General features: G+C 62.8%; 17 protein-coding genes. 11 read left to right on the top strand and 6 right to left on the bottom strand.

What is annotated here, in order from left to right:
* Positions 1–61 precede the first annotated feature (61 nt).
* Positions 62–841, top strand: coding sequence for an NIPSNAP family protein (locus AC1DYC_RS02715; RefSeq protein WP_477403755.1), 780 nt, complete (start codon positions 62–64; stop codon positions 839–841).
* A 9-nt stretch (positions 842–850) separates the two neighbouring features.
* On the opposite strand, the gene AC1DYC_RS02710 is transcribed toward AC1DYC_RS02715, so the two are convergent.
* Positions 851–1702, bottom strand: coding sequence for an alpha/beta fold hydrolase (locus AC1DYC_RS02710; protein ID WP_477403753.1), 852 nt, complete (start codon positions 1700–1702; stop codon positions 851–853).
* On the bottom strand, positions 1699–2637 hold the full coding sequence (gene choX / locus AC1DYC_RS02705) for a choline ABC transporter substrate-binding protein (protein ID WP_477403751.1): 939 nt from the start codon (positions 2635–2637) through the stop codon (positions 1699–1701). The genes AC1DYC_RS02710 and choX overlap by 4 nt, the downstream gene beginning before the upstream one ends.
* Positions 2638–2748: 111 nt before the next feature.
* Here choX and betI point away from each other — a divergent pair, with 111 nt between their 5' ends.
* The 6 genes from betI (at position 2749) to AC1DYC_RS02675 (ending at position 8030) form a co-directional block, all read left to right on the top strand.
* The gene (gene betI / locus AC1DYC_RS02700) at positions 2749–3351 is read left to right on the top strand and encodes a choline-binding transcriptional repressor BetI (protein ID WP_477408137.1); all 603 of its coding nucleotides are present in this window, start codon (positions 2749–2751) and stop codon (positions 3349–3351) included.
* Between the two features lie 110 nt (positions 3352–3461).
* Positions 3462–4235 carry an SDR family NAD(P)-dependent oxidoreductase gene (locus tag AC1DYC_RS02695; protein WP_477403749.1) on the top strand — a complete coding sequence of 258 codons (774 nt, stop codon included), beginning with the start codon at positions 3462–3464 and terminating at the stop codon, positions 4233–4235.
* 93 nt (positions 4236–4328) lie between these two features.
* On the top strand, positions 4329–5315 hold the full coding sequence (locus tag AC1DYC_RS02690; protein WP_477403747.1) for a glycosyltransferase family 10 domain-containing protein: 987 nt from the start codon (positions 4329–4331) through the stop codon (positions 5313–5315).
* 123 nt (positions 5316–5438) lie between these two features.
* A complete protein-coding gene (gene fumC, locus AC1DYC_RS02685; protein ID WP_477403745.1) occupies positions 5439–6836 on the top strand; it encodes a class II fumarate hydratase in 1398 nt (465 codons plus the stop codon).
* A gap of 229 nt (positions 6837–7065) precedes the next feature.
* Positions 7066–7488 (top strand): DoxX family protein, encoded by a 423-nt coding sequence (locus AC1DYC_RS02680; protein ID WP_477309204.1) that lies wholly within the window; start codon positions 7066–7068, stop codon positions 7486–7488.
* 134 nt (positions 7489–7622) lie between these two features.
* Positions 7623–8030, top strand: a complete 408-nt coding sequence (locus AC1DYC_RS02675) for a DoxX family protein (RefSeq protein WP_477403743.1) — start codon at positions 7623–7625, stop codon at positions 8028–8030.
* 5 nt (positions 8031–8035) lie between these two features.
* Here AC1DYC_RS02675 and AC1DYC_RS02670 read toward each other — a convergent pair whose 3' ends face one another.
* The 3 genes from AC1DYC_RS02670 to AC1DYC_RS02660 all read right to left on the bottom strand — a co-directional run bounded on the left by AC1DYC_RS02670 (position 8036) and on the right by AC1DYC_RS02660 (position 12905).
* Entirely contained in the window at positions 8036–9100 is a 1065-nt protein-coding gene (locus tag AC1DYC_RS02670) for a serine hydrolase domain-containing protein (protein WP_477403741.1), read from the bottom strand.
* Between the two features lie 77 nt (positions 9101–9177).
* Positions 9178–10710 (bottom strand): exopolyphosphatase, encoded by a 1533-nt coding sequence (ppx, locus tag AC1DYC_RS02665; RefSeq protein ID WP_477403739.1) that lies wholly within the window; start codon positions 10708–10710, stop codon positions 9178–9180.
* A complete protein-coding gene (locus tag AC1DYC_RS02660) occupies positions 10707–12905 on the bottom strand; it encodes an RNA degradosome polyphosphate kinase (protein WP_477403737.1) in 2199 nt (732 codons plus the stop codon). The genes ppx and AC1DYC_RS02660 overlap by 4 nt, the downstream gene beginning before the upstream one ends.
* A gap of 236 nt (positions 12906–13141) precedes the next feature.
* On the opposite strand from AC1DYC_RS02660, the gene AC1DYC_RS02655 reads away from it, so the two are divergent.
* Positions 13142–13387 carry a zinc-finger domain-containing protein gene (locus AC1DYC_RS02655; RefSeq protein ID WP_436259442.1) on the top strand — a complete coding sequence of 82 codons (246 nt, stop codon included), beginning with the start codon at positions 13142–13144 and terminating at the stop codon, positions 13385–13387.
* Positions 13388–13406: 19 nt separating this feature from the next.
* Entirely contained in the window at positions 13407–14630 is a 1224-nt protein-coding gene (locus tag AC1DYC_RS02650; protein WP_477403735.1) for an FAD-dependent monooxygenase, read from the top strand.
* 24 nt (positions 14631–14654) lie between these two features.
* On the opposite strand, the gene AC1DYC_RS02645 is transcribed toward AC1DYC_RS02650, so the two are convergent.
* A complete protein-coding gene (locus AC1DYC_RS02645) occupies positions 14655–15323 on the bottom strand; it encodes a TIGR02117 family protein (RefSeq protein ID WP_477403733.1) in 669 nt (222 codons plus the stop codon).
* Between the two features lie 256 nt (positions 15324–15579).
* On the opposite strand from AC1DYC_RS02645, the gene AC1DYC_RS02640 reads away from it, so the two are divergent.
* Positions 15580–16536, top strand: coding sequence for an ABC transporter substrate-binding protein (locus AC1DYC_RS02640; RefSeq protein WP_477408135.1), 957 nt, complete (start codon positions 15580–15582; stop codon positions 16534–16536).
* 103 nt (positions 16537–16639) lie between these two features.
* Complete coding sequence (locus tag AC1DYC_RS02635) at positions 16640–17449, top strand: ABC transporter ATP-binding protein (RefSeq protein ID WP_477403731.1); 810 nt, start codon at positions 16640–16642, stop codon at positions 17447–17449.

Here is a 17449-nt window from a genome sequence, read left to right as displayed (position 1 = left end):
AAACAGGACAACCGGTCTGTTTTATAAACCGGATGATCATCCTGTTTTGGAGACGACACCAATGACCGTGCCCCTGAATGTGCCTGCAACGACCAGTCTGCTCGCTTCGCGGGTCGTCGAGTTGCGGCAATACACGCTGAAGCCCGGCCAGCGCGAGACGCTGATCGACATCTTCGACGGTCGGTTCATCGAAGGCCAGGAAGACGCCGGGATGACCATCATCGGCCAGTTTCGCGACCTCGACCGGCCCGACATGTTCGTCTGGCTGCGCGGTTTTGACGACATGGAAGCGCGCAAGGAGGCGCTCACCGCCTTCTATGACGGGCCGGTGTGGACGACGCACCGCGACGCCGCCAATGCGACGATGATCGATTCCGACGATGTGCTGCTCTTGAAGCCGGCATGGCAAGGCGCCGATTTCGACCTGTCTGGCGCGCAGCGAGGTGCTTTGCCAAAGGAAGGAAAGCCGAGCACAGACAATCGCTTGACCGGTGTTGTTGTCATCCGGATTCATCATCTGCGGCCTGGCGCCGGGGCCGATTTCGCCGGCCGCTTTGAAACGGATGCAGGTCCGATCCTTGCGGCCGCCGGCGAGAGATTGCTCGGGGCCTTCATCACCGAACACGCCGAAAACAGCTTTCCCCGCCTGCCCGTGCGCCTGGGCGAAAACGTCTTCATCGCCGTGACGGGTTTCGACAGTGTCGAAGCGCATGGTCGCCACGAGGCAGCCCCGGCGAACGCGCCGCAGTGGCAGGCGTTCCTGCAGGCGGCGCAGTCGGCCATCGCCAAACCAAGCGAAACGTTGCGCCTGTCGGCGACCTCGCAATCGCTGCTGAGGTAGCCCCTCGTATCAGGCCCCTGCCCTGAATTTGCCGGCAATGGCTGCGGCGACGAGCGCCGGGTCCTCCCAGTGCGGATTGTGGCCACAGCCCGGTGCCCAGATAAGACGTGACCCGGCCAGCGCCTCGGCCAGAGCCTGTTGGTGCGCCGCGCCAAAAAGCGGATCGCAAGCGCCGGCTATGATCAGCGTCCGAGCGTGGATGGTCCGCGCGGTGGCGGCCAGATCGGTGCGGCGGACGTCCTCGAGGATCGCCCGCCAACGCGCAGCAGGCATCGCCGAGGCGTCCCTGGCCATGCTGGAGAGAAAAGCCTGAGGCACTCCTGGCCCGCAGGCATGCCACCAGTCGAAAAATGGATCGGAGGGCGAAATCGGGTCGTGGAGCGCCGCCACGCCGACAACCAGGGGATGATCAGGCGGTTGTTCGGGCTTCAACGTACTGGCCACGACAACCAGCCCATCGACAAGCTCACCATGCCGCGCGGCCAATGCGATGGCCACCATAGCACCAAGCGAATGGCCGACGACGACTGGCCGCTCGAGCCGCAGGCGCCGGATCAGCCCGGCAATGTCTTCGGCGAAATCTGCGACGCTGCACCCCCTGCCTGCCTGCGAGGCGCCGTGGCCGCGCAGGTCCGGCATGATCAGCCGGCGGCCGGAAAGATGCGGCGCCAGCAGCGAAAAGCTGCGGCTGGTGTCGGTGAAACCGTGCAGCAAGAGCAGCGGCGGCTCCACGCCGGCAATCTCGACATATGCAAGGTCGAGCCCACCGACATCGATGACCTTCTTGCGGCCGGCCCAGGCGTCCTGCTCAGCCGCGAGCGCCTCGTTCTCGGGCGAGGCTCCCGGAACCGCAGGCCTCATAGTCCGAGCTTCTCCTTGACAGCGGCGAGACCTGGCTTGCCATCGAACGTGGTGACGTCGGCGAGCCATGCGTCCAGGCGTCCCTTGTTCAGCGTGATCGCCTTCAGCGCAGCCTCTTTCGGCGGCATGCCGTCATTGATGAGGTAGCCTATGCCGACATTTTCGAGATCCACGTCGAAGGTGAGGTTCTTCAGGAACTGGCCGACGTTCGGGCATTCCTGCAGGTAGCCCTTGCGCACCTGGGTCGTCACCGTCGCGGCGCCGAAATTGGGGCCATAGAACTTATCGCCGCCGGTCAGGTACTTGATGTCGTACATCGTGTTCATCGGATGGGGCGCCCAGCCGAGGAAGACGATGAAGTGTTTTTCCTTGATCTCGTAACCGACCTCCGAGAGCATGCCTGCCTCGCTGGACTCGACCACCTGCCAGCCGTCGAGGCCGAGCGACGGGTCGGCGATGGCGTCCATCATCAGTTTGTTGGATCCCGGCTCGATGCCGTACATCTTCTTACCGAACTTGTCGGCGAACTTGTGCAGGTCGGAGAAGTCCTTGACGCCGGCTTCCCAGACATAGGTGGGCACCGCGAAAGTGAACTTGGCGCCGGTAAGATTAAGGCGCACGTTCTCGATTAAACCGTCTTTCTTGTAGGGTTCGAAATAGGTGACCCCGGCGGGATCCCAGTAGCCCAGAAACGCGTCCAAATCCTTGTTCTTCATGCCCTCGTAAATGACGTTGATGCCGAGCACATCGCTTTTCGTCTCGTAGCCGAGGGATTCCAGCAACACGCCAGCTATCCCCGTCGTAAACGCCAGGTCGTTCCAGCCTGGCTCCGCCATCCGCACCGCCCTGCACTGTTCAGCCTCGGCGGCCCAGGCCACCGGTGGGGCCAGTATGAGGGTGGCGAGGCAAACGCCATTTGCAAGCACGCGCAACATCCAGGTTCTCCTCTTAAATTGACCCATTGGTCATATTATTGTCCCATTGGTCAATCATTGATCTGAGCGGGCGAAGATGTCAACATGGATTCGCTACCAGGGATCGATCCATTGAAGCTCACGCGTCTCAGCGACATACGCCGGAAGGAGTTGCGGCAAGCTGCTCTCACATTGCTTGAGCGCGAAGGCATTGCCGGAGCCACGTTGGAAAAGGTCGCGGCCCAAGCCGGCGCCTCCAAGGGCATCGTGCTGCACTATTTCCGCAACAAGCGGGAACTGTTCGAGCATGCGATGCGCGAGGGCAACGCCGTCCTGCGCGACGCCGTGATCGCAAGACTGAAGCGGGCGCGGACACCGCTCGAACGGCTGGACGCCGTGATCGAGGGCAATTTCGAACCGGATCAGTTCCGGCCGGCCCTTTGCCACGCCTGGCTTTCGCTGTGCGCCGAGGTGCCACATGACGAAAAGCTGGCGCGTATCCAAAGGGTAATCCACGCCCGCATGCGCTCGAATCTTTTGTCCGGCCTGCACGGCCTTGCGTCGCCGCAAGAGGCCGACGAGATCGCGCTCGGCGTCACGGCGCTGATCGACGGGCTGTGGCTGAGGCTCGGCCTGCAGCCGGGAAGTGTGTCGCGCGAACAGGCGATCCGCCAGGTGAAGAACTATGTCGGGGGGCGACTGGCCATGCGTGAGCCTGTACTAGCCGGCGCTTAGGCGCAGCCTGCCCGAGCCAGCCGAAGTTCATACTGTGCGATACGCCTTCGGCTTGACCGCGCTTGCCCGTCAGCGCTGCACTCGTTGCACCAAAATCACGGGAGCATACCATGAGACTTCATGGCAAACGGGCGCTGGTGACGGGCGGGTCGGACGGGATCGGCCTGGCGATAGCGGAGGCGTTTTCGCGCGAAGGCGCCGACGTGCTTATCGTCGGCCGCGACGGCAACAAGCTGGAGGCGGCACGCGACATGCTGGCCAGGGAGGCGAAGGATGGCGCTGCAATCGAGACACTGTCGGCCGATCTCGCCACCGAGGCCGGCATCGATGCGGTGGTTTCCCGCGTGAAAGCAACCGGCGCGCTCGACATCCTCGTCAACAATGCCGGAGTGGCCTATCTGGTGCCGTTCGAGACCGTCACCGAAGACCAGTTCCAGCAATCCTTCGCGCTCAATGTGACGGCGGCGTTCTTCCTGACCCAGCGGCTGCTGCCGCATTTCGGGAACAAACCCTCGGTCATCAACATCTCGTCCTACTTCGCCAACAAGATGATCCCGAAGCGGCCGTCGAGCCTCTATTCCCTGTCCAAGGGCGCGCTGAACTCGCTGACCAAGTCGCTGGCCTTCGAGCTCGGCCCGCGCGGCATCAGGGTCAATGCGATCGCGCCCGGCACGGTCGACACCGCCATGCGGCGCAAGTCGATCGAAAACCTGCCGGCGGCTGCGCAAGCGGACCTCAAGGCCTATGTCGAACGCAGCTACCCGCTCGGCCGCATCGGCCAGACAAGGGATCTTGCCGGCATCGCGGTGTATCTCGCCAGCGATGAGGCGGCGTGGACAAGCGGTGGCATTTTTGCAATCGATGGCGGGTATACGGCGGGTTGACCCTAATAGCTTCTCAACCAAGCAGCGCTTGACCAGCCTCTCAATCCCGCGTCTGTCTAGGCATCGAGCAATATTTCAGACACTCATGGCGCCATGCCGTCAAACGATCCCCTCATTCTTTTCTACACGACGGTCTTCGGCAAACCCGTCGACATAGCGTCGATACAGTGCGAAATGCCCGGGAGGTGGACGCTGGACAAACGCCTGGCATCCGAGGCAGCGGCGGTTGTCTTCCATCTTCCGGACTATCGCGAAATCGGCGATGCCTGCAAATATCCCGGCCAATACTGGGTGGCCTGGTCGATGGAATGCGGTCAGAACTATAAACGCGTCACCGATCCGAAGTTCTTGCAGCACTTCGACATCACGATGACGCATGAATCGCGGTCCGATGTCTGGACGCCCTATCTTCCGCCCGCTCCGTGGTGGAAGGGCGTGCTGACGAAACCAATCATGCCCAAAATGGAAGAAGCACCTGTAGCACTGTTCCAATCGGCCGGCACGAATTCCAGCAGACGGGTCGATCTGGCGACCGCACTGGCACGCCACATCAAGATCGATTCCTATGGCCGCTATCTCAACAATCGATCTGTCGCAGGCCCCGATCTCGGGCCGCAAACCAAGATCGAGACCATTGCGCGGCACAAATTCTGCTTCGCCATGGAGAACGCGATCGAAGCCGACTATGTCACCGAAAAAATTTATGACGCGTTCCTGGCCGGCACGGTGCCGGTCTACCTCGGCGCTCCGAATGTGGGCGAGTTCGTGCCGGCGAATTCCTATATCGACGCCAGTGCTTTTGCCAGCGCCAGGGAACTCGCAGCCTATCTCCAGCACCTGATCGAAACGCCGCAAGAGTACGAGGCCTACTTCGCCTGGCGCTCAAAGCCATTGCCCGACAGCCTCGTCAAACGCATGCGAATGCTCGAAACTCCGGCCCGTTGCAGACTGATGGGTCTCGTGCACAGACGGCTGGAGGAGCGGTCGTATCAGCCGTCCGGACGGCGGACACTTCCATTCGGCCATATGTCCTATCTGCGAACCAAGCTGCGCCGTTGGCGGAAAAAGATTCCGAGCTGACAGCCGCCAGCGCGGCGTTCAGAGCGCTTCAACCGATTTGTATCCTTGACCACTGCAATCTCTGCTTGAAGGCCATTGTGCAACGCGATACGCCGTTGCCGAATTCGATCGTCGGAGAGACAAGTGACCGCTGCCAAGACCAGAACCGAAACCGACACGTTCGGCCCCATCGAGGTCGCCGCCGACCGTTATTGGGGCGCGCAAGCGCAGCGTTCCCTTGGCAATTTCAAGATCGGCTGGGAAAAGCAGCCGGCCTCGATCGTGCGGGCGCTCGGCATCGTCAAGCGGGCGGCGGCCGAAGCCAATATGGAGTTGAAGCGGCTCGATCCGGCCATCGGCAAGGTGGTCGTCGAGGCGGCGCAAGAGGTCATCGACGGCAAGCTCAACGACCATTTCCCGCTGGTGGTCTGGCAGACCGGCTCGGGCACGCAGTCCAACATGAACGCCAACGAGGTGATCTCCAACCGGGCGATCGAATTGTTGGGCGGCGTCATGGGCTCGAAGAAGCCGGTGCACCCCAACGACCACGTCAATATGAGCCAGTCGTCGAACGACACCTATCCGACGGCCATGCACATCGCCTGCGCCGAGCGTATCGTTCATGACCTGTTGCCGGCGCTGAAGCATCTGCATGCCGCGCTCGAAGCCAAGACCAAGGCCTTCGCCCACATCATCAAGATCGGCCGCACCCACACGCAGGATGCCACCCCCCTCACCCTCGGCCAGGAATTTTCGGGCTATGCCGCGCAGGTGGCGTCCTCGATCAAGCGCATCGAGATGACGCTGCCCGGCCTGCAGGAGCTGGCGCAGGGCGGCACCGCCGTCGGCACCGGCCTCAACGCGCCGGTCGGCTTTGCCGAAAAGGTGGCGGCGCGTATTGCTGACATCACCGGCATCGCCTTCGTCACCGCGCCAAACAAATTCGAGGCGCTTGCCGCGCATGATTCCATGGTGTTCTCGCACGGCGCTATCAACGCGGCCGCCGCGGCGCTGTTCAAGATCGCCAACGACATCCGCTTCCTCGGCTCAGGCCCGCGCTCGGGCCTTGGCGAACTGTCGCTGCCGGAAAACGAGCCGGGCTCCTCGATCATGCCGGGCAAGGTCAACCCGACACAGTGCGAGGCGATGACGCAGGTCTGTGTGCAGGTGTTCGGCAACAATGCCTCGCTGACCTTCGCCGGCAGCCAGGGCCATTTCGAGCTCAACGTCTACAACCCGCTGATGGCCTATAATTTCCTGCAGTCGGTGCAGCTGCTCGCCGACGCCTCGATCTCCTTCACCGACAATTGCGTCGTCGGCATTGAGGCGCGCGAGGACAACATCAAGGCAGCGCTCGACCGTTCGCTGATGCTGGTGACCGCCCTCGCCCCGACCATCGGCTACGACAATGCCGCCAAGATCGCCAAGACCGCGCACAAGAAAGGCACGACCTTGCGCGAGGAAGCCTTGGCGACCGGGCTGGTCAGCGCGGCCGATTATGACCGGCTGGTGCGGCCCGAGGACATGACGCATCCGGGATAAGCAGGTCCGGCGCGTCGCGATTCCCTGGGGAATTGCGTCGACCAGCCGTCAGGAATTTGGCGGTGGGAAAATGTACTGCCGTTGAAGGCTGATCCGACAGGAATTTTGCGCCTTTCGACCGATCACGGAAATGTACACTCTGTGAACAATGCGTCGCCGAACTGACGGCTTTGGTGAACAGTCGGCTTGGTCTATCTGACAGGGCATCAACCCTTTTCGGAGAGCCACCATGTCCATCAACACTTCCACCGCCGGCGCCGGCACAGCGTCCAACAGTTCCACCACCATCCTGCTCGGCCGCATCCTGCTCGCCGCCATCTTCCTGCTTTCCGGCTTCGGCAAGCTCACGGCCATTGCCGGCACCGCCGGCTACTTTGGCGCCATGGGCCTGCCGGTGCCGACCGTAACGGCCATTGTCGTCGGCCTGATCGAGTTGGTCGGCGGCATTGCCATCCTCGTTGGTTTCCAGACCCGCATCACCGCCTGGGTGCTCGCTATCTTCACCATCGCAACGGCTCTTGTGGCCCATACCGGCTGGGCCGACCAGAACCAGATGATCCACTTCCTGAAGAACGTCGCCATCACCGGCGGTTTCCTTGTGCTGGCTTCCTCGGGCCCCGGCGCCTACTCGATCGACGCCAGGCGCGGCTGAATTTCCTCCCAAGCCTGAAAAAAGCGGCGCGGAATTTTCCGCGCCGCTTTTTCGTTGTCCGTCTAAGAGCGTCCGCGTCCCATCCCTGCTAGGATCGGCTCAGAACAGCGGGCGGACAGACAACGGAGATGACCATGCCCCGCGACGCACTGCTTCTGCTTTCCCGGCTGCTGCTCGCCGCCCTGTTCATCCCGTCCGGCTATCATGCGCTTGCCGACATTGCCGGCACGACTGGCTATTTCGCCGATCTCGGCCTGCCGCTGCCGACGCTTGCCGCCTGGGGCACAGGGCTGTTCGAGCTGATCGCCGGGCTGTTGATCCTGGTCGGCTTTCAGACGCCGGTGGTCGCGTTGCTGCTTGCCGCCTTCTGCATCGCCGCAGGCGCCATCGGCCATTATGGCCAGGGCGGCGACGACCCAATGCTCGCCTTCCTGCACCAGCAGATGCTGATGAAGGACATTGCCATCGCCGGAGGCTTCCTGGCACTGGCCATGGCTGGCGCCGGCGCATGGTCGATCGACGGGCGCCGCGCCGCAGCCTGACTGCGTCAGGCGCGCTGGAGGTTTGCCAGAATGATCTCGCGCCAGACACGGGTCGGAGTCACCCAGGCATCCCAGGCATTGTATTTTCCGGCATAGATCACGGCGGCGATGTCGGCCTCCGGCATCAGCCAAAGCCGCTGGCCACCATTGCCGAAGCCGGCATACCAGGGTTTTGGAGCCTCGAATGCAGGCGCCGGCGCATCGCCGATGAACCACAGCCGGCCATAGCCCAGGCCGTCCGGCGTCGAGATTGCGGGCGTGAACGACGCCGCTATCCAGCCCTCGGACACGATCCTTTGTCCGTTCCAAATGCCTTTGCGAAGAAGCAGCTGGCCGATCTTCAGAAGATCCGGCGCGGTCAATCGGAGCCCGGATGCCGCCGAAGCGACGCCGTCATTGCCGCCTGGCCAATGGAAGTGCTCGATGCCGAGCGGCGTAAACAACGCGTCGCGTGCAAAGTCCGGCAGCGTCTGACCCGTGCCTCTCGCGATAATCGCGCCGATGAGCGCAACGCTGCCGCCGGAATAGATCCAGCGGCTTCCGGGCTCGGCAATGATCGGGCGATCGAGGACGAAGCGATAGCGGTCGGGGGCGAGTTCCATGGCGATCTCGCTGTTCAGCGGATCGCTGTAAGGGCGGTTTTCATCCCACTCCATACCGAGCGTCATCGTCAACGCGTGACCGATGGTGATCCTGGCGCGAGCCGGATCCACGGCGAGATCGGCATACTCCGGAAACTGCGCCAACAGCGTTGCTTCGAGTGGCGGCACCAGTCCCCTATCGAGCGCGATGCCATAAATCAGGCTGACGATGCTCTTGGTCACCGAGCGCAGATCGTGCAATGCGCCAGCGTCGAAGGCTACCTGCCCAAGCGGGCGACCCCATTCCTCGTCGTTGCCCTGCATATAGTGCTCGAGGAAAGCGCTCCCGGAACGGGCGGCGAGAACGACATGCAGGTCGCGCAGCAGGCCGGACTCGATGCCGGCAAGCAATTTGCGCTTGATCGCCGGATCGAAACCGAGCGCTTCGGCCGTGGATACTGACGAAGACGATGGTTCTGCGCTGGTCATAGATTTTCCGCTCCGCGTTTGCCCACCGTCACGAAGTTCCAGATTGTTTCACCGAGGCGTCTACCTGACGAAGAGTCCTACTTCACAGAGACGCTCTGCCCGCCTTCGACCGCCAGCACCAGCCGGCGGTTGGTAATCCGCGCCAGTTGCGCCAAGCGTCCGGCCGGGCGCTCGCCATAAAGGTCGGAAAGTGCCGCCGGCAGCACCAGCGCCAGCGTGCCATTGCCGCGATTTTCCCATTTCAGCCTTGGCATGACGTCGGGCATAGCCGCCGTCAGCAGATAGACGACGCGCAGCACCGCCGCCAGGATGCGGGCGCGCTCGAGATAGCGCGGCGTCGCCAGGCCGCGGATTTCCGGCGCGGCATCGTTGAGTACACCTTCATGGCGAAACAGGCCGACCAGCGCCAGAAAAGCGCGGCCGGGATGATCGACGCCGATGAAGGAGGCGTGAGCGATGATGTTGAGCGACTGCTTGCCCCGATATTCCGGGTGCGCGCGCCAGCCTATATCGGCGAGCAGACAGGCGGCATGACGATAGCGCGCCTCATCCTCGGTCTCGTCGATGCCGAAGGCGGCAAAGGTCTTGCCCGTCCATTCGACAAGCTCATGCGCATGGGTGACCGAACGCGAGCGCAGCCGGGCAAGTTCCTCTGAAGCGGAGACCAGCGGATCGGCCTTCTGCTCGGCCTGGTCGAGCAGCGAATAGAGGAAACCTTCGCGCACGCCCAGCGCGGAAACGATGATCTTCGACGGTTGCATCGCCGCCATGATCTCCTGCAGCACGACCGCGCCATAGGGCAGCAATGAGCGGCGGTTCTTGGAGACGCCTTCGATACCCTTGACCTTCTCGATCTCGCCTTTCGCAACCTGACGGAGGAAGTTGGCGGCGCTTTCGACACCGATCTCGTAGTGGTGCATCACGCCAAGCGGGTAGTTGGTCATTTCCATGTGCAACCGGGCGAGGTTTCGCCAGGTGCCGCCGACGGAATAGAAGGGCCTGCCCTGTCCACCCTTCAACAGCTTTGCCCGCGCCAGTTGCTCGCGGGCGATCTTGGCCGCCTGGGCGAGCGAATTCTTCGCCATGTCCTGCAGCCGCAGGCCGCCCAGCGGCAGCGTGATGCCGTCGCCGATCGCCTCGCCATTGATGTCGATGAGTTCCAGGCTGCCGCCGCCAAGGTCGCCGGCAATGCCGTTGGCCGGGTGGAAGCCGGAGATGACGCCGAGCGCCGAATAATGCGCCTCCTGACGCCCGGAGAGAACGCGGATCTCGGTCTTGAGCACATCCTCGGCGCGATGGATGAAATCGGGGCCGTTGATCGCCTCGCGGGCCGCGGCCGTTGCCAGCACATACATGTGCTCCGCGCCGGCCTGGTTGGACAACGCGCGGAAGCGGCGGAACTCTTCCATCGAGCGTGTCACCGCCTCGGGATCGAGCTTGCCGGTCGAAACGATGCCGCGGCCAAGGCCGGCCAGCATCTTTTCGTTGAACAGCACGGTCGGCGAGCGCGCCAGCCCTTCATAGATGACAAGGCGGATCGAGTTCGAGCCGATGTCGATGATGGACAGCGGTCGGCGATCCTGCAGCCGGCCCTGGGATGATGAAATCATACGCCGGCGTTCAGCTTCTTGCGACGCTTGAACTGTGCGATGCGCTTGGGCGCATGCGACTTCAGCGCGTCACCCCGTCCGGACAGGCTCGGATTGGTCATGAAATATTCCTGCGCGTTGAACGGCTCTTCACCCTCCTCCAGCGCCACGCGCCGGGAGGTCCCGTCAGCCAATACGTCGAAACTTTGCTGGTTGTCCATGATGTTGCCCAGCATGATCTGCCCCAGTATCTGTTCATGCACAGTTGGATTGGTGATCGGCACCATGGTCTCGACGCGGCGGTCGAGGTTGCGCGGCATCAGGTCGGCCGAGGAGATGTAGACGATCGCCTCGTCGGACGGCAGGCCGTAACCGTTGCCGAAGCAATAGATGCGGCTGTGTTCGAGGAAGCGGCCGACAATCGATTTGACCCTGATGTTTTCCGACAGGCCCGGCACCTGCGGCCGCAGGCAGCAAATGCCGCGTACGACAAGGTCGATTTCGACGCCGGCGCGGCTGGCATCATAGAGCGCGTCGATGATGTTCGGGTCGACGAGCGCGTTCATCTTCATCCAGATGCGCGCCGGCCGGCCCGCCAGCGCATGGGCGATCTCGTCGGCAATATGCTTCAGAATGCGGCTGCGCAGCGTAAACGGCGAGATGGCGATCCGCATCTCATCGGTCGGCTCGGCATAGCCGGTGATGAAGTTGAACAGCTGCGCGACATCGCGCGCGATCGTCGGATCGGTGGTGAAGAAGGACAGGTCGGTGTAGATGCGCGCGGTGACCGGATGGTAATTGCCGGTGCCCAGATGCACGTAGTTGCGCAGCTTGCCGTCCTCGCGCCGCACCACCAGCGACATTTTCGCGTGGGTCTTCAGTTCGAGGAAGCCGAACACGACCTGAACGCCGGCGCGCTCCAGGTCGCGCGCCCAGCGAATGTTGGCTTCCTCGTCGAAGCGCGCCTTGAGCTCGACAAGCGCCGTCACCGACTTGCCGGCCTCGGCGGCGTCGACCAGCGCGCGCACGATCGGGCTGTCATTGGAGGTGCGATAGAGCGTCTGCTTGATCGCCACCACTTCCGGGTCGGCCATCGCCTGGCGCAGGAACTGGACCACGACGTCGAAGGATTCATAGGGGTGATGGACGACGATGTCCTTCTCGCGGATGGCCGCGAAGCAATCGCCGCCATGCTCGCGGATGCGCTCGGGAAAGCGCGGATTGTAAGGGGTGAACTTGAGGTCATCGCGCGGCACGGCAACGATCTCGGAAATCTGGCTGAGCGCCAGCGGGCCGGTCAGAACGCTGATGCGGCTCGCCGAGACGCCAAGTTCGCCGGCAACGAACTCGCGCAATTCGCCAGGCATCAGCTTGTCGAATTCGATGCGGATGACCGAGCCGCGGCGGCGGCGCTTCAGCGCCGTCTCGAACAGGCGCACGAGGTCTTCCGACTCCTCCTCGACCTCGATATCGCTGTCCCGGATGATGCGGAAGGTGCCGGATCCCTTGACCTCGTAGCCGGGGAAAAGCTTGCCGATATAGAGGCCGACCGCCTCCTCGAGCGGAATGAAGCGAACATGCTGCTTGCGGTCGGGCAAACGGATGAAGCGCTTCAGCGCCACCGGCAGGCGCAGAAGCGCGCTCATCTCCTCGCCATTTTTGCGATGGCGCAATTGCAGCGCCATCGAGAAGCCGAGATTGGGAATGAACGGGAATGGATGCGCCGGATCGATCGACAGCGGGGTCAGCACCGGGAACACCTGGTCCTGGAAATGGTCTTCGAGCCAGACCTTCTCATCCTTGGTCAGTGCATCGCGTGTGATGCTCTCAATGCCTTCCTTGTTGAGCAGCAACATCAGTGCCGACAGGCTGTTCTGCTGGTCCTCCTGCAGCCGCTCGACCTCACGCAAAAGCTGTTCGAGCTGCTGCTCGGGCGTGCGCCCGTCCGGGCTCTTGAGCGCAATGCCTTCGCGCACCTGGCCGGCAAGGCCGGCAACGCGGACCATGAAGAACTCATCGAGATTGGCGGCGGAGATCGACAGGAAACGAACCCGTTCGAGCAGCGGGTGGTGCGCGTTCTGCGATTCCTCGAGCACGCGCCGGTTGAACTGCAGCCAGGAGAATTCGCGGTTGACGAAACGGTCAGGATTGCCGCCTTCGGGGCTTGCCACCTCGACATTGATGAATTCGCTCTGCACCGGCTTCAGTTCATTCATGGTTTCCTGCCCGCAACCGTTCCTTTTGGAGCGCCCATATGCCGAGATGGCCATGGACGCTCTAGCATGTCTTTGTGACGCACGATCCGTCGCGGAATCGCTCGGCTTCCGGGGTCATGCGCTTAACCGGCTCAACTTATCCTCTGCCAGCCTTTTGCGACAGTTTCATTTCATCGATCTTGCAAAGAGAGCTGTTATGATCCAGATGCAGATGAGACTGCGTTAAGGAGACGACGATGGCAGGCGGTTCCATTCCCCATTTCCAGAACGATGCCGGCCATCCGGCGATCGACATCGGTGTCAGGGAATTCATGTGCACCGGCGCCAACCCGCCCTTCGATCATCCGCACGTCTTCCTCGACATGGGCGACGACAATGAAAAGGTCTGCCCCTATTGCTCGACGCTCTACCGCTATTCGGCGAAGCTGAAGGCGACGGAAACGCAGCCGCCCGGCTGCCTCTATATCGACCAGGCCGCCTGAGCCTTTCGCGACAAGCCCGATGCAGGACGCACAGGCCCGGCAGGTCATTATCGCCGGGGCTGGCATCGCCGGGCTGACCGCGGCGCTTGCCTTCGCCGAACGCGGCTATCCCGTAAAGCTGTTGGAACAAGCGTCGCGCCTCGAAGCGGCCGGCGCCGGCATCCAGCTTTCGCCCAACGCAACGCGCATCCTTCGAAAACTCGGCGTGCTCGACCGGCTGCTGCCGGCGGCCTTGCGGCCGGAAGCGGTGGTGCTGAAGGATGCGGCGACGCTGCGCGAACTGGCCCGGGTGCCGCTGAGGCAAGCCGCCGAAGCGCGCTGGCAGGCGCCCTATCTCGTCGCCCACCGCGCCGACCTGCAGGCGGCCCTGCTGGCGCAAATGGCCGAACGGCCGGGGATTGAGCTCATCACCGGCGCACGCGTGTCCGGCATCGCCATCAACCCGCAAGATGTTGCCGTGACCGCCGAAGCGGATGGCCGCGCGATGGAGGCAAGCGGCCAGCTCCTGGTCGGCGCGGACGGCGTCTGGTCGTCGGTTCGGGCGCAGCTCGCAGGCTTCGGCAAAAGCCGCTTCTCGGGCGAACTCGCCTGGCGGGCAACGATCGCAGCCGAGAGCGCCGCCGGCGAAGCCTTTGCCGCTATCGGCGCCGTCGACTGCGTCACCACGTTCCTGCATCCCGGCTTCCACATGGTCGCCTATCCCGTCAGCAAGGGCCGCGACTTCAATCTCGCCGCCTTCACCAAGGGCGAGCGTATTGCCGAAGGCTGGTCGGGCCATGCCGACCCAACCATCCTCGTCGGCGCCACCCGCAGCACTGCGCCCGGCCTGGCGAAGCTTGTGGCGCTGGCCGGCCAGTGGACAGCCTTTCCGATCCATACGGTTGTGCAACAGCGGTGGACGAGCCCGCAAGGCATCGCCCTGATCGGCGACGCCGCGCACGCGATGACGCCGTTTGCGGCGCAAGGTGCAGCCATGGCAATCGAGGACGCCGTGACCCTGGCTGGCGTCATCGCCGATTTCCCAGCCGATCAGGCCGGAAGTCTTCAAATCTGGGAAAACCTGCGGCGGCCGCGTGTCGCCAAGGCCGCACGCCGCGGCGCCGTCAACCGCCTTGCCTGGCACGCTGCCGGCCCGGTGGCTGTCGCCCGCAACCTGTTCCTGTCCATGCGCCCACCCGAAAAGCTCGCCGCCGATCTCGACTGGCTTTACGGATGGGAGGCGCAGAAAGTTATCCGGCGCTGAACGGCGCCGGGATGCCGTTTTCAGCTAGTTATACAGCCGCATCGACAGGCCGAGCGAGGCCGGTAGCGGGTTCCACCAGCCGGTGCGCAGACCGGCGGTGCGCAGGCCTGAAGCCGTCCAGGTGTTGCAGCCGACCAGCGCGTTGAAATGGCCGTTCGCCTCGAAGAAGCGGTCGAAGCGGGAATAGGCGGCATTCTCGATGACAACCGGACCGTTCGGCCCCTGCTGGAAACTCGCATCGATGTAATCGAGCAGTGCTGCAAAACGCTGCTCATCGATGTCGAAGCCGGTGACGGCGGGATCCGGCTCGGCGATGTTCCCGGCGATATCGACATGCATGACCGAGGCGTCCAGCGTCAGCGCCTTGAGCACCGGCACCGCTTTCAGCTCGGACCAGGTCGGCGTCTCCAGATAGAAAGCACGGCCGCCCCAGCCGAAGACGATGTAGCGCACCTCGGGAGCGTCGGCAGGGATGCCGGCATCGACCAGGAAATGAAAGCGCTGGCGCACGGCATCGTCGACCGGAATGGCGATGTCGGTGTGGATCGGGTTCTTCAGCACCAGAATATGGCGCGTGGTGACGGTACTTGCTTTGGCCACCCGCCACAGTGGCCGCGGCACCAACGTGCCCAGTGCTACTGCAAGCATCGCCGCCAGCACGATGATACTGAGAACGCGCCCAAACTTTTTCATGAACCTAATCGCCACCAATCGAATGCCCTCATAGCACGTGTCGGACGGCGGATATCGGTCGTATCGTCCACCTGATCGCGTCGATGCCGCTTGAAAGGTTGGTGAAAGGTTGCTGCCATAGACATTGGCAGGCGTCCCCGCATCACTGCAAAGCAGCGAGAGAAGAGAGGACGAGGGAAACGAACGAAGGGAAGAGGCCATGTCGCTTACGCGCACACTGCTTGAATCAGCCGCTACAATCGCACTCGTCGCCACCATGGCCCTGTCAGCGCCGTCGGCTCACGCCGATGAAAAGATCTCGATCATGGTGGGCGGCTACGAAAAGCAAATCTACCTGCCCGCCAAGCTGGCGGAAGCTCTCGGCTACTTCAAGGACGAAGGTCTCGATGTCGAGCTGCTGAACGAGCCGGCGGGCGTCGATGCGGAGAATGAGATGCTTGCCGGGGCCGTGCAAGGGGTAGTCGGTTTCTATGACCACAGCATCGATTTGCAGGCGAAAGGTAAATTCGTCGAATCCGTCGTCCAGTTCAGCCAGGCGCCCGGCGAAGTCGAGCTTGTCTCGACCAAGCATCCAGAGATCAAGTCACCTGCCGACTTCAAGGGCATGAGCCTGGGCGTAACCGGTCTGGGCTCCTCGACAAACTTCCTGACGGAATATCTTGCCGTCAAGAACGGGCTGAAGCTCGGCGAGTTCACCTCGGTTCCGGTCGGCGCCGGCAATACCTTCATCGCCGCCATGCAGCAGGACAAGATCCAGGCAGGCATGACCACCGAACCGACAATCACTCGGCTTCTGAAGACCGGCGAAGCTGCCGTTCTTGTCGATATGCGCACCATTGAAGGCACCAAGGCCGCGCTTGGCGGCACCTACCCAGCGGCCTCCCTCTATATGCAGACGGACTGGGTCGACGCTCACAAGGAGACCGTGCAGAAACTGGCGAATGCCTTCGTCAAGACACTGAAGTTCATCAACACCCATAGCGGTGCTGAAATCGCCGACAAGATGCCGAAGGACTACTATGTCGGCGACAAGGACGGCTATGTGAAGGCGCTGGACGCAGGCAAGGCAATGTTCACTGCCGACGGGATAATGCCCGAAGGCGGCCCGGAGACGGTGCTGGCGGTTCTTTCAGCCTTCAAGAAGGAACTGCAGGGCAAGCAGATCGACCTCTCCAAGACCTACACCTCGGAATTCGTCAAAAACGCCAAGTAGCCGACCCATGCCGGCGCGACTGGATCGCGCCGGCACCGTCCGTTTTTCACGTCTGGCGACGCCTGGATGCAGGCGGTCGCTCGACCTTGGAGTGTGTTTGGCCATGGCTGTCGAAAAAACTGTCCCGGCGATTGAGCTGACCAATGTTAGCCGCCGCTTCCTCTCCCCGACCGGCAAATCGCTGACGGCGCTGCGTGACTTCACCATGACGGTCGAGCGTGGCGAGTTCGTCGCTGTCGTCGGCCCAACAGGTTGCGGAAAGTCCACGACTCTCAACCTGATCACCGGGCTGGCAAGCCCAAGCGCCGGCGAGGTTCGCGTCATGGGCGCCCCCGTCAAGGGAATAGACCCGCGCATTGGATTCGTGTTCCAGAGCGACGCGCTGTTTCCCTGGCGCACGGTGATCGAGAACGTCATGGCGGGTCCGCTGTTTCGCGGCAAGGCGAAGTCGGCAGCCATGGCCGCGGCGCACGACTGGCTTTCGCGCGTCGGCCTGTCGCGGTTCGAGCAGCACTATCCGCACCAGCTTTCGGGCGGCATGCGCAAGCGCGTGGCGCTCGCCCAGACCTTCATCAACGGCCCCGAGATTCTTCTCATGGACGAGCCGTTCTCCGCGCTCGACGTGCAGACGCGCGTGCTCATGCATGAAGAGCTGCTGCGCCTCTGGTCCGAGGCCAAGGCCTCCGTTGTCTTCGTCACCCACGATCTGGAGGAGGCGATCGCGTTGGCCGACAAGGTCTACGTGCTGACCGCCGGTCCGGCGACGGTAAAGTCGGTCTACACCATCGATCTGCCGCGGCCGCGCGTCGTCGCCGATATCCGCTACGAGCAGAGCTTCGTCGATTATTCGCGCACGATCTGGGCCGACCTCAAGGAAGAGGTCGAGACCAGCTATGCACGCGCCGCGGCCTGA

It is taken from the genome of Mesorhizobium sp. P2_E7 (assembly GCF_056403855.1).
Note: the sequence above shows the minus strand (reverse complement) of the source record. Positions and strands in the feature narration are given on the sequence as shown.